Origin of the sequence: Pseudonocardia pini (genome assembly GCF_013870575.1) — a bacterium.
Lineage (GTDB): Bacteria > Actinomycetota > Actinomycetes > Mycobacteriales > Pseudonocardiaceae > Pseudonocardia > Pseudonocardia pini.
Window position 1 is genome coordinate 1 of sequence record NZ_JACBXB010000054.1, and the last position, 13,970, is coordinate 13,970.

The window sequence follows — 13,970 nt, forward strand, 5'->3', positions numbered from 1 at the left end:
GGTGGCGGCGGAGACGGGGACGGCAGCCCGAAGGGACGTCGACGTCTCGTGCGCAGGATCGTGTTCTGGACGATCGGTATGCTGGTCCTCGCGCCGATCCTCGCGTTCGTCGTGGGCTGGATGCTCTTCTCGGTGCCGAGTGCGGACGACGTGGCCAACACCCAGGTCGCCACGTTCACGTTCGCCGACGGCAGCCCGCTCGCCACGGTGCGGCCCAACAACATCAACCGCACGAACGTCACGCTCGACCAGGTCCCGCAGCCCGTCCAGCAGGCCGTGCTCTCCGCGGAGGACCGGTCGTTCTTCTCGAACCCGGGCTTCGACGTCTCGGGCATCGGCCGCGCCGTGTGGAACCAGCTCACCGGGGGCATCGGCGGCGGCTCCACGATCACCCAGCAGTACATCAAGGTCACCACCGGCCAGGACCAGGTCTCGCTGTTCCGCAAGTACAAGGAGATCGTCCTCGCCGCGAAGATCTCCAAGGAGCAGACGAAGGAGGAGATCCTCGAGAACTACCTCAACGCGATCTACCTCGGCCGGGGCGCGTACGGCATCCAGGCGGCCAGCCAGGCCTACTTCCAGAAGGACGTCGGGCAGCTGACGCCGTCCGAGGGCGCGATGATCGCGGGGCTGATCCAGTCGCCGTCGCGCTGGGACCCGGCCAAGAACCTGGAGCGCTCGGAGCAGCGCTGGGCCTTCGTGCTCGACGGCATGGTCGCGCAGGGCTGGATGAGCCCCACCGACCGCGCCCGGCAGGTCTTCCCGGAGTGGAAGCAGCCCTCGGGCTCCGAGGGCGGCATCCCCGGGGACGCCAACGGCCACATCTACAACCAGGTGCGCGCCGAGCTGGAGCAGAACGGGATCTCCGAGGCGGAGATCAACACCGAGGGCCTGACCGTCGAGACCACGATCGACCCGAAGATGCAGAAGGCCGCCGTCGCCGCCGCCGACGACATCATGGACGGGCAGCCGCAGAACCTGCGGACCGCGCTGGTCTCGATCGACCCCAAGACGGGGGCGGTGCTGGCCTACTTCGGCGGGAACGACGGCGTCGGGCTGGACTACGCGCAGGCGTCGAAGCAGCCGGGCTCCTCGTTCAAGCCCTTCGTGTTCGCCGCGGGCCTGCAGCAGTCCGACCCGATCGGGCTGGGCACCCAGTTCGACGGGTCGTCGCCGCAGACCCTGGCGGGGGTGAAGGTCTCGAACTCCGAGGGCGTGAGCTGCGGCCAGTGCTCGGTGAAGACGGCGATGACCCAGTCGATCAACACCGTCTTCTACCGGATGGCGCTCGAGGTCGGGCCGCAGAAGGTGGCGGACGCCGCCGCGAAGGCGGGCATCCCGGCGGCGTCGATGCAGAACCCCACGGGCGGCATCGCGCTGGGCGACAAGAACGTCACCACGGAGAACATGGCCGCGGCGTACGCGACCTTCGCCGCGGACGGCGTCCGGCACGACCCGTTCATGGTCCGCAAGGTCACCACGAGCGACGGCCGGGTCATCTTCGACCACACCGCGGGCGCGGCGGACGGCACGCAGGCCTTCAGCCAGCAGGTCGCGCGCAACGTCACCGAGTCCATGACGGACGTCGCGAGCTCCTCGCGGATCGGGCTGGGCAACCGGCCCGTCGCAGCCAAGACCGGCACCGTGCAGAGCAGCGTCGAGGGTCAGAACAACGACGCCTGGACCGTCGGGTACACGCCGTCGGTGTCCACCGCCGTCTGGGTCGGCACGGACGACAACACCCCGATCAAGAACGCGCAGGGCAGGCCGATCTACGGCCGCATGCTGCCGGGCTCGATCTGGCAGGAGTACATGACGGCGGCGCTGCGCGGCACCACCGCCGAGCAGTTCTCCAAGTTCACGCCGCTCGGTGCGGCCCCGGTCTCCGAGAACGCAGGCGGGGACCAGCAACAGGAGCAGGGCCAGGCGCAGGACCAGGACGGCAACGGCACGGTCGACGACCACGAGCAGGGCGGTCAGGGCCAGAACCAGGGCAACGGCGACGGCAACGGCCAGAACGACGGCCAGAACCAGAACCGGGACAACGGCGACGGCAACCAGGACAACCAGGGCAACCAGGGCAACGAGGACAACGGGAACGACGCCGCCCGGGGCGCCGACGCCGCCCGCAACCTGTTCGGCCGAGACCAGGACGAGTGACCCCGCCCGACCCTCCGCGGGGGCGGGTGGTCCCCAGCTGGACGGAGCCGATCGTCGCCGCCGCGAGCCGGGTCGTCGGCGGGCCGCTGGGCAGGCACGCGGTGGTCGGTCGGGCCGCGTTCTGGACGCCGCTGCGGGTCGTGCTGCTGCTGGCGATCGTCACGCTCGCACTGGGCTGGTTCGCGAAGGCGCCCTGCCTGCAGCAGTACCGCGCCGCGGACGGCACGCTCGCGCTGGACTGGCAGAACAACCGTCAGTACGTGGCGATGTGCTACTCGGACACCGTCCCGCTGTACTCGGTCGAACGGCTGGACGACCCCACCGCGCTGCCGTACCGGGACGCCTGGACGGACGGCGACGGCGCCCGCCGGTTCATGGAGTACCCGGTGCTCACCGGCTTCTACCAGTGGGGCGCCGCGCGGGTGACCGACGTGTGGCAGGCCGCGGCCTCGGTCCTGCCGCTGCCCACCGCGCTGTCGGTGGTCGTGTACTTCGACCTCGTGGCGCTGGGGCTGGCGCTGTGTTGGCTGGTGGCGGTGTGGAGCGTGGTGCGGCTCCGTCCCGGCCGCCCGTGGGACGCGGCCCTGGTGGCGGTCTCGCCCCTCGTGGCGGTGCACGCCTTCACCAACTTCGACGCCCTCGCCGTCGCGCTGGCCTGTGGCGGGCTGCTCGCGCTCGCGCGTCGACGGCCGCTCCTGGCCGGAGTCCTGCTGGGCCTCGGCGGAGCGGCGAAGCTCTACCCCCTGCTCCTGCTGTTGCCGATACTCCTGGTGGCCGTCCGACGGCGGGAGGTCGGGCAGGCCGTCCGGGTGATCGCCGCGGCGGCGGGCACCTGGCTGGCGGTGAACCTCCCGGTGGCGCTCGCCTGGTCCGAGGGCTGGTGGGAGTTCGTCCGGCTCAACCGCACCCGCCCCGCGGACCCCGACTCCCTCTACTACGCGCTGTCCTACTTCACGGGCTGGAGCGGGTTCGACGGCCCCCTGGGCGCGGACCAGGCCCCGAACACGCTGAACGCGGTGAGCGCGTCGCTGCTGGTGGTGGCCTGCGCCGGGCTGGTCGTGCTGGCGGCGAAGGCGCCCCGCCCGCCTCGGCTGGCCTCCCTGGCCTTCCTCGTGGTGGCGGCGTTCCTGCTGGTCAACAAGGTGTGGAGCCCGCAGTACTCGTTGTGGCTGGTCCCGCTGGCGGTGCTCGCCCTGCCGCGCTGGCGGCTGCTGCTCGCCTGGATGACGCTCGACGCCCTGGTCTGGGTGCCGCGGATGTTCTACTACGTCGGCCCGGCCGGGAAGGGGCTGCCGCCGGACTGGTTCCTCGGCGCCGTGCTGCTGCGGGACGCGGCGGTGGTCCTGCTCATGGTCCTCGTCGTGCGCACGGTGCTGCGGCCGGAACGTGACCCGCTGCGCACCCACGACCTGGACGACGATCCCGACTGGCCGCTGCGACCCGTGTCACAGCCCGCCGCCGTCCCCGCCGTCGTGGGGCAGAGTCCGAAGCATGGGGACGGGTGAGCCAGGTCGCGTCGCGGAGCTGCGCGCGGTCGTCGAGCAGCGGTTGGCAGGCTTCGAGCGACGGGCCGTCGAGCGGCCGGACCTCAAGCGCTCCGCCGTCACCCTGACGCTGGTCACGACCGGGTCCGAGGGTCTGGCCGACGGGTTGGCCTTCCTGCTCACCCGCCGTGCGACGACCCTGCGCAAGCACGCGGGGCAGTGGGCGCTGCCCGGCGGCCGGTCCGACCCGGACGAGACGATCACCGAGACGGCGCGGCGCGAGCTGGCCGAGGAGGTGGGGCTGGAGCTGGGCGAGGACGCGGTCCTGGGCCTGCTGGACGACTACCCGACCCGCTCCGGCTACGTCATCACGCCGATCGTGCTGTGGGCGGGCGAGGTCGGCGAGCTGACCCCGAACCCCGACGAGGTGGCGCACCTCTACCGGGTGCCCCTCGCGGACATCGACCACGAGCCCCGGTTCATCACCATCCCGGAGTCCGAGGCCCCGGTCATCCAGGTGCCGCTGTTCGACCGCTTCGTGCACGCCCCGACCGGTGCCGTGCTGTACCAGCTCCGGGAGCTCCTGCTGCATGCTCGTCCGACGCGGGTGGACCACCTGGAGCAGCCGGTGTTCGCGTGGCGGTGAGCTCCTCGGCGACCATCACGGTCGGCGTGCGCAGGAACAGCACGAACAGGATCGCGAGCAGCACCGCCCGCCCCCACACCCCGAGCACGACGGCCTGCGCGGCGAGCCCGCCCGCGATGCCCGCGTCCTCCCCGGCGTTGAGCGCGTAGAACCAGCGGAAGATCCCGATCCCCATCAGGGCGTCCGCGACGAGGTAGCCGGCGACCCACCCCCAGCGCACGCGCAGGAGCACGAGGAACGGCAGCAGCCAGAGCGTGTACTGCGGGGAGTGCACCTTGTGGAACAGCAGAAACCCGCAGAGCATCGCCGCGCTGACCCCGAGCCACGGGTACACCGCGCCGCGGCGGTGGATCCGCCAGCCGAGCCCGGCCGCGACGGCGAACGACACCAGCACCAGCGCGGGCGAGAGCACGTCGACCAGCGGCGTGAGGTCCTCCCCCACTCCGAGGTCCTCCATGACCGGCCGCAGCCCCCAGTACCAGACCGAGTTGGTGCTGATGTCCACCGCGCGGAGCTGCTGGAAGGTGAACGACGCCAGCCAGCCCTGGTAGCCGGCGACCGCGAACGGCAGGTTGGCCAGCACGACGGTGCCGACGCCCACGGCGGCGACCCGCAGTGCTCCGCGCCAGTCCGGTCCGGAGCCCGGCGGCAGCCCGCGGCTGAGCACGTAGAGCGCCAGCGGCAGCAGGAAGGCGCCCGGGTAGAGCTTGAGCGCCACGCCGAGCCCGAGCAGGACCGCGGCGACGGTGGAGCGCGTGGCGAGCGGGACCTCGCGACGCAGCCCGTGCATCACGAGGACGGCGGCCACGGCGGTCGCGACGGCGGGCAGGTCCCAGTTGTGGAACGCGTACAGCACGAGGGGTGGGCCGAGGGCCCAGAGCAGCGCCCGCCAGCGCGCGAGCCTGCCCAACATCCAGCCGGTGAGCAGGCCGAACGGGGCGAGCAGCAGGGCGGAGCCGAGCAGGAAGCCCGCGTCCGTGGACGCGCCGAGCGCGCCCATCCAGATGAGCACGCCGGTGAGCACGGGGTACTCGACGGTCCCTCCGCGGAGCTGCCCGTCGTCGGTGATGGAGCCGTGCACGTACGGGAAGACGTGCTCGTCGATCTCCCGGCCGATCCAGAGGTACTGGATGTCCGAGTAGCAGACGTCCTGGTTCTGGCGGGTGCCGAAGTCCGGTTCGGAGCGGCCCGCGGCGTCGAACTCCGGGCCGAGGCAGCGGGCCTTGTTGGCGTAGCCGAGCAGCAGGGTGAGGCCGGTGAGCAGGACGAGCAGGACGAGGCCCGGCGTGGCGAGCCGCGCGGTCCTGCCTCCGGTCACGCCTTCCCGCGCAGGTACGCGATGTCCGCGGCCTGCCCCTCCGCCGGGGTCTCGACGACGACCGGGGCCCCGGCCGCGGCGACGACGGCGGCCAGCACCTCGGGCTCGATCGTGCCGGACTCGACGTTCGCGTGCCGGTCCCGCGCGGAGTCGAACTCGTCCCGCGAGTTGTTCAGGTGCACGAGGTCGATCCGGCCGGTGATGGCCTTGGCGCGGTCCACCACGTCCACCAGCTCCTCGCCCGCGGCGAAGGCGTGGCAGGTGTCCAGGCAGAACCCGACGCCGAACTCGCCCACCGCGTCCCACAGCCGGGCCAGCGCGTCGAACTTGCGGGCCATGGCGTTGTCCCCGCCCGCGGTGTTCTCGATGAACACGGGCACGGCGAACCCGCCCTCGGCCTGCTGGCGCTCCACGAACTTCCGCCAGTTGTCCACGCCGACGGCCGGGTCCTCGTCCTTCGTGACGTGCCCGCCGTGCACCACGAGCCCGATCGCCCCGACCTCCTTGGCCGCCTCGGCGTGCTGGGTGACCAGCTTGCGGGAGGGGATCCGGATCCGGTTGTTGGGGCTCGCGACGTTCACGACGTACGGCGAGTGGACCACCGTGACGATCTCCGACGCCGCGAGCGCCGCCGCCTGCGGGTGCGGCTTCGGCTTCTTCCACCCCTGGGGGTCGGCGAGGAAGAACTGGACGATCTCCGCGCCGCGCTCTTCCGCCGCGGCGAGCGGATCGTCGTCCCGGACGTGGGCACCGATGAGCATGGGACCGAGGGTAGAGCCCACCCCCGACGATCCGGGCGCACCCGTCCGTTCCACCGCGGTGGCACGTTTCGTGCTTCCAGCGCGCCAAGATCACCGGCTGCGTGCGCTGGGCGCGGCCCGTTCCACCGCGGTGGCACGTTTCGTGCGCTCAGCGCGCCAAGATCACCGGTTGCGTGCGCTCAGCGCGGTCCGCACAGCACTGTGAGCACGCAACCGGCGATCATCGAGATCTGAGGCCGGAGAGCGGCGCGCGGAGTTGTCCACAGGCGGCTCCCGCCTCGGTGATCACCGTTCGGGAGCCCGCGACCGCGCCCGGTGCGGCTCCCCGTGCCAGAACGGTGATCACCGCCGTCGGGCCGTCCTGGGAGGACGCCCGGCGCCGCGGGGGCGGCGCGGACCGGCGGGAACGCGCTGGTAATCTCTGTGCAACCGCTCCGACCGGCACCCACCCGGGACCGCCGAGACGAGCCGGCCGCGGATCTCGTGATCGCGACCGGCCCGATTCCTGTCGGTGCGGGGTGAGAACCTCCTGCCGCGGAAACGCCGCGGCCGTTCCAGTCCACAGGAGGTGAGTGGTTCTCATGCGTCACTACGAGATCATGGTCATTCTCGACCCGAGTCTTGACGAGCGCACGGTGCAGCCGTCGCTGGAGACCTTCCTGAACGTCGTCCGCTCCGACGGCGGTTCCGTGGAGAAGATCGAGGTCTGGGGCAAGCGTCGGCTCGCCTACGAGATCCTCAAGAACCCCGAGGGCATCTACGCCGTCCTCGAGATCGAGGCCGAGCCGGCCACCGTGACCGAGCTCGACCGCCAGCTGGGTCTGAACGAGTCGGTCCTGCGCACCAAGGTGCTGCGCAAGGACGTCAAGCGCACGCCCGCCCCCGCCGCGAGCTGAGCCCCAAGGCCGCGCGCTAGCCCCGAGGAGGCCCCATGGCCGGCGAGACTGTGATCACCGTGATCGGCAACCTCACCGCCGATCCGGAGCTTCGGTTCACCCCCTCCGGGGCGGCCGTCGCCAACTTCACGGTGGCGTCCACCCCCCGCACCTTCGACCGCCAGTCCGGCGAGTGGAAGGACGGGGAGGCACTGTTCCTGCGCTGCAACATCTGGCGCCAGGCCGCGGAGAACGTCGCCGAGACGCTCACCCGCGGTGCCCGCGTCATCGTGCAGGGCCGGCTGCGGCAGCGGAGCTTCGAGACCCGTGAGGGCGAGAAGCGCACCGTCATCGAGATGGAGGTCGACGAGGTCGGCCCCTCGCTGCGGTACGCCACGGCCAAGGTCAACAAGGTCTCCCGCTCCGGCGGGTCGGACTTCGGTGGCGGCGGCGGTGGCGGCGGTTTCGGTGGTGGTGGCGGCGGCAACGGCGGCGGCGGTCGCGGTTCGCAGGGTGGCGGCGGCTACGACGACCCGTGGGGCTCCGCCCCGCCGGCCGGCAGTGGCCCCGCCGCGGACGACGAGCCCCCCTTCTGATCTTTTCCCTGATCCGCGCGTGAGCGCGGAGAGCACAACCTGGAGCAACAGCAATGCCCAAGCCCGTCCTGCGCAAGCCCAAGAAGAAGGTCTGCGCGTTCTGCAAGGACAAGGCCCAGGAGATCGACTACAAGGACACCGGTCTGCTGCGCAAGTTCATCTCCGACCGCGGCAAGATCCGCGCGCGTCGGGTCACCGGCAACTGCCGGCAGCACCAGCGGGATGTCGCCGTCGCGGTCAAGAACAGCCGCGAGGTCGCCCTGCTGCCCTACACCTCGACCGCGCGCTGAGGGAAGGAGTAGTCACATGAAGCTCATCCTCACCACGGACGTGCCGAACCTGGGTGCGCCCGGGGACGTCGTCGAGGTCAAGGACGGCTACGGCCGGAACTACCTGCTGCCCCGTAACTACGCGATCGTCGCGACCCGCGGCGCGGAGAAGCAGGTCGAGCAGATCCGGCGCGCCCAGAGCGCCCGCCAGATCCGCGACCTGGGGCACGCGAAGGAGGTTGCCGGCCAGCTCGGCAACCTGTCCGTCAGCGTGACCGCCAAGGCCGCGGGCGACACGGGCCGGCTGTTCGGCTCGGTCACCACCTCGCAGATCGCGGATGCCGTGAAGAAGGCCGGTGGCCCGGCCCTCGACCGGCACGCGATCGAGATCAACGACCAGATCAAGTCGGTCGGCAGCCACCCCGTCACGGTGCGCCTGCACCCCGAGGTCGCCGCCGAGCTGCAGGTGTCGGTCGTCGCGGGCTGATCCGCACCACGCAGTACAGAACTCCACAGCATCACGTTCCGTCACGAGGGCGGGTTCCGGGTCGACACGGCCGGGGGCCCGCCCTCGTGGCGTCCCCGGGTCCTGCGGCGGTCCGTGGCGATCTCCGCGGTGGCGCGGCGGGAGCGTCCCGGCGACCGTCGGTGAGCGGCGAGCACGCCGACCGTCCACCGCGTGGGAGCGACACGCGGAGGTGACGGTCGTGTCGCTCAGTGAGCCGTCGAGTGCGCCGGGTGGAGGCACCTCCACGCGATTCCGACACGCCGGAGAGGGGACTCGCCGAGCATTTCGCCCCGAAGTTGTCCACACCTCCCGCACAGCCACTGATCAGCGGAAAGACGTTCTGATCAGGGGTTGTCCCCATATAGTCCACAGGGTGGTGGGGAGCCCCGCCTGCTCTGTCCCCGCTCCGTCCCCACGGGCTCCCCAACTCTGTCCACATGGTCGTTTGGGTGTGGGCCGCCAGTCCCCTAGCGTCACGTGCCCGGGCACCGAAGAGATCGCGTCGGTTCCGGTCGACCGTTCGTCGCGCACCTCCACCGGGGGTCGCCCGGGCGGGGCTTCGAGGGGATGTGGCACGCCCTCCGTCGTCGGCATGCGGCCGAGTGCGGATCGAACTGGTGTTCGATATGATGGGCGCGCATGGTGACTGGGGGTGACGTCGGGTATGGCGGTGACGGACGACCGTCCCAATCGGCCGCGTGCGGTCCGCGACGGCGAGGGCCGTGGCGACTCCGCGGAGGGCGCGCCGAACCCGTTCGACCGTCAGCCCCCGCAGGACCTCACGGCGGAGCAGTCCGTCCTCGGCGGCATGCTGCTGAGCAAGGACGCGATCGCGGACGTGGTGGAGGTGCTGCGGCCGGACGATTTCTACCGGCCCGCGCACCAGACCGTCTACGACACCATCCTGGATCTGTACGGCCGGGGTGAGCCGGCGGACGCGGTGACCGTGTCCGCCGAGCTGCAGCGGCGCGGTGACCTGATCCGCCTCGGCGGAGCGCCGTACCTGCACACCCTGATCGCCACGGTGCCCACCGCGGCCAATGCGGCGTACTACGCCGAGATCGTCGCGGAGAAGGCCACGCTGCGCCGCCTGGTCGAGGCGGGGACCCGCATCGTGCAGCTCGGTTACCACGGTGCGGAGGGCGCGGAGGTCGAGGAGGTCGTCGACCGGGCGCAGGCGGCGATCTACGAGGTCACCGAGCGGTCCACGAGCGAGGACTACGTGGCGCTCGAGGAGCTGCTGCAGCCCACGATGGACGAGATCGACGCGATCGCCTCCCGCGGTGGCGTCTCGCTCGGTGTGCCCACGGGTTTCGCGGATCTCGACGCGTGCACCAACGGCCTGCACCCGGGCCAGATGGTCGTGGTCGCGGCCCGGCCCGGGCTGGGCAAGTCCACGCTCGGGCTGGACTTCGCGCGGTCGTGCTCGATCAAGCACGGGATGACCTCGGCGGTGTTCTCGCTGGAGATGAGCAAGTCGGAGATCGTGATGCGGCTGCTGTCGGCCGAGGCGCGGATCCGGCTGGCCGACATGCGTGCGGGCCGGATGAGCGACGACGACTGGACCCGGATGGCCCGGCGGATGAGCGAGATCTCCGAGGCGCCGATCTTCATCGACGACTCGCCGAACCTCACGCTGATGGAGATCCGGGCCAAGGCGCGCCGGCTCAAGCAGCGCAACGACCTGAAGCTGGTCATCCTGGACTACCTGCAGCTGATGACGTCGGGCCGCAAGGTCGAGTCCCGCCAGCAGGAGGTCTCGGAGTTCTCCCGGCAGATCAAGCTGCTGGCCAAGGAGCTCGAGGTGCCGGTCGTGGCGATCTCGCAGCTCAACCGTGGCCCGGAGCAACGCACCGACAAGCGGCCGATGATCTCCGACCTGCGTGAGTCCGGCTCCATCGAGCAGGACGCGGACATGGTGATCCTGCTCCACCGTCCCGACGCGTTCGAGCGGGACGACCCGCGGGCGGGCGAGGCGGACCTGATCCTGGCCAAGCACCGTAACGGCCCCACGAACACCATCACCGTGGCGCACCAGCTGCACTACAGCCGCTTCGCCGACCTCGCCCACGGCTGACCGGCCCGATTCCGCACATCGTGGCTCCACGATGCGGTGCTCGGTCGGGTCAGTCGCAGGTGTGCTCGTGGCCCACGTGCGCGTGCCGCTCCACCTGCAGGGTGCTGTGGGTGAGGCCGAAGCGCTCGCGCAGCGCGGCGCCCGCCCGGTCCAGCACCGTGGCGCCGCAGTCCGTGGCGTCCACCGTCCACTCGTCGACGACGAGGTGGGCGGACATGGACGGGGTGCGGTCGTTGATCGCCCACACGTGCAGGTCGTGCACCTCCTGCACGCCGGGCACGCCGAGCAGCGTGTCCCGCACCGCCGCGACCTCGATCCCGGCCGGGGCGCCCTCGAGCAGCACGTGCCACACCTCGCGCAGCAGGGTCACCGCCCGCGGCAGGATCAGCACGGCGATGAACAGCGAGGCGACGGTGTCCGCGTAGGGCCATCCGGTGGTGAGCAGGACCAGCGCCGCGGCCATCACGCCGACCGAGCCGAGGGCGTCCCCCAGCACGTGGAGCATGGCCCCGCGCATGTTCATGTTGCCCCGGTCCCCGCCCGCGAGGACCAGCAGCGACACGACGTTCCCGACGAGCCCCACCCCACCGATGACCAGCAGCGGCAGCCCGGGGATCTCGGTGGGCTCGAAGAGCCTGCTCACGCCCTCCACGGCCACCCACACCACCACGGCGATCAGCGCCGCGGCGTTGATCCCGGCGACCAGCACCTCCACGCGACCGAGCCCGAAGGTGCGCCGCGCGCTGACGGGCCGGGTGGCCACGGCGGCTGCGATCACGGCGCCCACCAGGGCCCCCGCGTCGGTCAGGAGGTGGCCGAGGTCGGCGAGCAGGGCGAGCGAGCCGGTGAGCACCGTGCCCACCGCGCCGAGCACGGCACACAGGATCGTGACGACCAGGGCGACCACCAGCCGTCGGCGGTCGCTCGTCGCCGAGTGGCCCCCGTGACCATGTCCGTGCCCCGTACCCATGCCCGCACGGTACCCATGCATGGTTCTGCATGTAAAGGGTAGGTCTGCCTCACCTGAACGGGCAGGTGTCGGTCACATACCGCGCCAGGTCACGATTCGGTCACCTATGCTTCCGGCCAGGAAAGCCTTCCCGGGTCAACGGCGAGCGGGTGGCCGTCCAGCCGCGCAGAACCCGAGGGGCACCCACCATGCTGAGCGACCGCGAGCGCAGCCAGTTCTCCCTGATCGAGCAGGGGCTCGTGGCCGGCGACCCGATGTACGTCGCGCGCTGCAGCGCACTCGGCCGTCGCCTCAGGCGTGTGGAGCCCGGCGCGGGCCCGCGCCGCCCCCGCACCATGCACAGCGCGGGAATGGTGCCCACGCTGCTCCTCGCGGGTGGCCTGCTCCTGCTCGTCCTGGGCGGTGCGGCCGCGGCGGTGCCGATCGTGGTCGCCGGGATCCTCATGGCGATGGCGGCACTCGGCCTCGCCCTCACCACCCCGCAGCGCGCCCGCCCCGCCGACTAGCGTCCCGCACCGCGGGTCCGCTGCGTCCGTCGGCGGAAGGGCAGCCCATCCGGGCGACTGGCGTAGGCCGGACCGCCGAGTTGTGCGGATCTCTAGAAGTGCTCGAGGAGGAGCCGGTTCGCCTTCTCCGCGCTCTCGTACGTCGCCACGTGCCCGCCCGGCACGATCTCCAGCCGTGCTCCGGGGATGCGGGCGGCGAGCAGCTCCGCGTGCGGGTCGACGGGCGTGGCCAGGTCGTCCGCGCCGCCCAGCACGAGCGTGGGCGCCTCGATGGCGGGCAGTCGGTCCCGGTGGTCCCAGGCCACGATCGCCTCGCAGCTGGCGGCGTAGCCCGCGTCCGAGGTGTCGCCGATCCAGCCCACGGCACGGTCCCGGACCTCGGGATGGGCCTCCGCCCAGTCGGCGGTGAACCAGCGCGAGGCCACGGTGGCGGCGATCGCGCCGGTGCCGTCGGCGTTCACGGTCGCGATCCGCTGCCGCCAGGGCTCCTTGTCCGCGAAGTACGCGGTGGTGCAGCACAGCGCGAGCGAGCTGATCCGCTCCGGGTGCTCCGAGGCCACGTACATCCCGACCATCCCGCCGAGGGACAGGCCGCACCAGGCCACCCGGTCCAGACCGAGCGCGTCGAGGGTCGCGAGTGCGGTGTCGGCGAGGCCCTTCATGGAGTACGGCCCGGCCGGGGCCGGGGAGCGACCGTGCCCGAGGTTGTCCATCCGGACGACGTGGAAGCGCTCGGCGAGCGCGGGGAGGTTCGGCTCCCACATGTCGAGGGTGCTGCCGAGCGAGCCGAGCAGGACGAGGGCCTGTGCGTCCGCGGGGCCCTCGATGCGGGCGTGGAGCAGGTCGGTCATGCGGGTGATCCTCTCAGCTCGGCCTCCGTGGCCGGGGCGGTCCGGACGAGCTCGTCGGACACCTCGAGCGGCCATCCGGTCTCGGCGCGCACCTGCTCGACCGTCACGCCGGGGTGCAGGTCCGTGAGCACCAGCTCGGCGGTGGCGGGATCGGGCCGCAGCACCCCGAGATCCGTGACGACGGCGATCGGTCCGGTCCCGCGCAGCCCCACCAGCGCCCGGTCGAGCGGCCCGGAGAGCCCGCCCGGGGCCGTCACGAAGTCCACCCGCTCCACGAAGGCGTGGATCCGGTGCTCGAGCAGCACGATCGTGGGCAGCGTGGCGGCGATGTCCGGCAGGGCACCCGCGCCCGCCCACCGCGTGACGGGCTCGTCGTACTCGCCGAGCACGGTCGCGTTGAGGTTGCCGAAGACGTCGACCTGGTCGGCCGTGACCAGCCCGACGTCGCAGCGGCGCAGCAGGTACCGGAAGAACTCCACGCCGCCCGCCTCCGTGACCAGGGTGAGGTCCGGTGCGTGGGTGGCGCGGGCGAGCCGGGCGGCCGCGGTGGGCGGCCCTGGCTCGGCCACGCAGACCTGCCCGGCCTCCAGCAGCCGGGCGGCGGCGAGCAGCATCGGGGTGGTCACGCCCGCACCTCGGCGAGCCAGGCGGTGAAACCGGCGCGGTCGGCTGCGCCGCCCCAGGTCGCACGGGCGGGCACCTCGGCGACCGCGCTCACCGCGAAACCCGGGAGCACGATCCCGCCCGGCGGCAGGGTCTCGACGACCTCGTCCACGGTCACCAGGGACCGGCGCGCGGCGAACACGGCCTCTCGCTGCATCCCCACCGGTCCGGTGAGCTGCACGTTCCCGGCCCGGTCGGCGCGCTGCGCGTGCACGATCGCGAGCTCCGGGGCCAGCGCGGGCACCGCGGTGAGCTCCTCGCCCGTGAACGGACAGCGCACGGCGGC

At 72.0% G+C, this 13,970-nt stretch carries 14 protein-coding genes and 1 pseudogene; 9 read left to right on the top strand and 6 right to left on the bottom strand.

Features of this window, described 5'->3' with window-relative positions:
• The 3 genes from H5J29_RS05810 to H5J29_RS34240 form a co-directional block, all read left to right on the top strand.
• Positions 1-2,160, top strand: a 2,160-nt coding sequence (locus H5J29_RS05810) for a transglycosylase domain-containing protein (protein WP_181779876.1), incomplete at its 5' end; no start/stop codon positions are given.
• Between the two features lie 26 nt (positions 2,161-2,186).
• Complete coding sequence (locus H5J29_RS05815; RefSeq protein ID WP_312858078.1) at positions 2,187-3,665, top strand: glycosyltransferase family 87 protein; 1,479 nt, start codon at positions 2,187-2,189, stop codon at positions 3,663-3,665.
• Positions 3,652-4,290: an NUDIX hydrolase gene (locus H5J29_RS34240; protein ID WP_220187038.1), complete on the top strand. Its 639-nt coding sequence runs from the start codon at positions 3,652-3,654 to the stop codon at positions 4,288-4,290. The genes H5J29_RS05815 and H5J29_RS34240 overlap by 14 nt, the downstream gene beginning before the upstream one ends.
• 295 nt (positions 4,291-4,585) lie before the next feature.
• On the opposite strand, the pseudogene H5J29_RS05820 reads toward H5J29_RS34240, so the two are convergent.
• Positions 4,586-5,608, bottom strand: a pseudogene (locus H5J29_RS05820) (glycosyltransferase 87 family protein); the annotation flags it as partial.
• Entirely contained in the window at positions 5,605-6,369 is a 765-nt protein-coding gene (locus H5J29_RS05825) for a deoxyribonuclease IV (protein WP_181779878.1), read from the bottom strand. The gene H5J29_RS05825 and the pseudogene H5J29_RS05820, both read right to left, overlap by 4 nt.
• 581 nt (positions 6,370-6,950) lie before the next feature.
• On the opposite strand from H5J29_RS05825, the gene rpsF reads away from it, so the two are divergent.
• From rpsF to dnaB, 5 genes are all read left to right on the top strand, one after another.
• Entirely contained in the window at positions 6,951-7,265 is a 315-nt protein-coding gene (gene rpsF / locus H5J29_RS05830) for a 30S ribosomal protein S6 (RefSeq protein WP_181779879.1), read from the top strand.
• Between the two features lie 35 nt (positions 7,266-7,300).
• Positions 7,301-7,840 (top strand): single-stranded DNA-binding protein, encoded by a 540-nt coding sequence (locus tag H5J29_RS05835; RefSeq protein ID WP_181779880.1) that lies wholly within the window; start codon positions 7,301-7,303, stop codon positions 7,838-7,840.
• 53 nt (positions 7,841-7,893) lie between these two features.
• Positions 7,894-8,130 (top strand): 30S ribosomal protein S18, encoded by a 237-nt coding sequence (rpsR, locus tag H5J29_RS05840; protein WP_037042067.1) that lies wholly within the window; start codon positions 7,894-7,896, stop codon positions 8,128-8,130.
• 16 nt (positions 8,131-8,146) lie between these two features.
• Positions 8,147-8,596, top strand: a complete 450-nt coding sequence (gene rplI, locus H5J29_RS05845) for a 50S ribosomal protein L9 (RefSeq protein ID WP_181779881.1) — start codon at positions 8,147-8,149, stop codon at positions 8,594-8,596.
• A 685-nt stretch (positions 8,597-9,281) separates the two neighbouring features.
• Positions 9,282-10,694, top strand: coding sequence for a replicative DNA helicase (dnaB, locus tag H5J29_RS05850; RefSeq protein WP_181779886.1), 1,413 nt, complete (start codon positions 9,282-9,284; stop codon positions 10,692-10,694).
• 49 nt (positions 10,695-10,743) lie between these two features.
• Here dnaB and H5J29_RS05855 read toward each other — a convergent pair whose 3' ends face one another.
• On the bottom strand, positions 10,744-11,664 hold the full coding sequence (locus H5J29_RS05855; RefSeq protein WP_181779882.1) for a cation diffusion facilitator family transporter: 921 nt from the start codon (positions 11,662-11,664) through the stop codon (positions 10,744-10,746).
• Positions 11,665-11,852: 188 nt separating this feature from the next.
• Between H5J29_RS05855 and H5J29_RS05860 the strand changes: the two genes are divergently transcribed.
• Positions 11,853-12,170, top strand: a complete 318-nt coding sequence (locus tag H5J29_RS05860) for a DUF3040 domain-containing protein (RefSeq protein ID WP_181779883.1) — start codon at positions 11,853-11,855, stop codon at positions 12,168-12,170.
• A gap of 92 nt (positions 12,171-12,262) precedes the next feature.
• Here H5J29_RS05860 and pcaD read toward each other — a convergent pair whose 3' ends face one another.
• The 3 genes from pcaD to H5J29_RS05875 form a co-directional block, all read right to left on the bottom strand.
• On the bottom strand, positions 12,263-13,021 hold the full coding sequence (gene pcaD, locus H5J29_RS05865) for a 3-oxoadipate enol-lactonase (RefSeq protein ID WP_181779884.1): 759 nt from the start codon (positions 13,019-13,021) through the stop codon (positions 12,263-12,265).
• Positions 13,018-13,647, bottom strand: coding sequence for a CoA-transferase (locus tag H5J29_RS05870; RefSeq protein WP_312858079.1), 630 nt, complete (start codon positions 13,645-13,647; stop codon positions 13,018-13,020). The genes pcaD and H5J29_RS05870 overlap by 4 nt, the downstream gene beginning before the upstream one ends.
• A partial coding sequence (locus H5J29_RS05875; RefSeq protein ID WP_281375863.1) for a CoA-transferase occupies positions 13,644-13,970 on the bottom strand: 327 nt, incomplete at its 5' end. The genes H5J29_RS05870 and H5J29_RS05875, both read right to left, overlap by 4 nt.

Coding starts and splice junctions, on each gene's coding strand:
- H5J29_RS34240 (WP_220187038.1), top strand. CDS start 3,652: ATGGGGACGGGTGAGCCAGGTCGCGTCGCGGAGCTGCGCGCGGTCGTC.
- H5J29_RS05825 (WP_181779878.1), bottom strand. CDS start 6,369: ATGCTCATCGGTGCCCACGTCCGGGACGACGATCCGCTCGCCGCGGCG.
- rpsF (WP_181779879.1), top strand. CDS start 6,951: ATGCGTCACTACGAGATCATGGTCATTCTCGACCCGAGTCTTGACGAG.
- H5J29_RS05835 (WP_181779880.1), top strand. CDS start 7,301: ATGGCCGGCGAGACTGTGATCACCGTGATCGGCAACCTCACCGCCGAT.
- rpsR (WP_037042067.1), top strand. CDS start 7,894: ATGCCCAAGCCCGTCCTGCGCAAGCCCAAGAAGAAGGTCTGCGCGTTC.
- rplI (WP_181779881.1), top strand. CDS start 8,147: ATGAAGCTCATCCTCACCACGGACGTGCCGAACCTGGGTGCGCCCGGG.
- dnaB (WP_181779886.1), top strand. CDS start 9,282: ATGGCGGTGACGGACGACCGTCCCAATCGGCCGCGTGCGGTCCGCGAC.
- H5J29_RS05855 (WP_181779882.1), bottom strand. CDS start 11,664: ATGGGTACGGGGCACGGACATGGTCACGGGGGCCACTCGGCGACGAGC.
- H5J29_RS05860 (WP_181779883.1), top strand. CDS start 11,853: ATGCTGAGCGACCGCGAGCGCAGCCAGTTCTCCCTGATCGAGCAGGGG.
- pcaD (WP_181779884.1), bottom strand. CDS start 13,021: ATGACCGACCTGCTCCACGCCCGCATCGAGGGCCCCGCGGACGCACAG.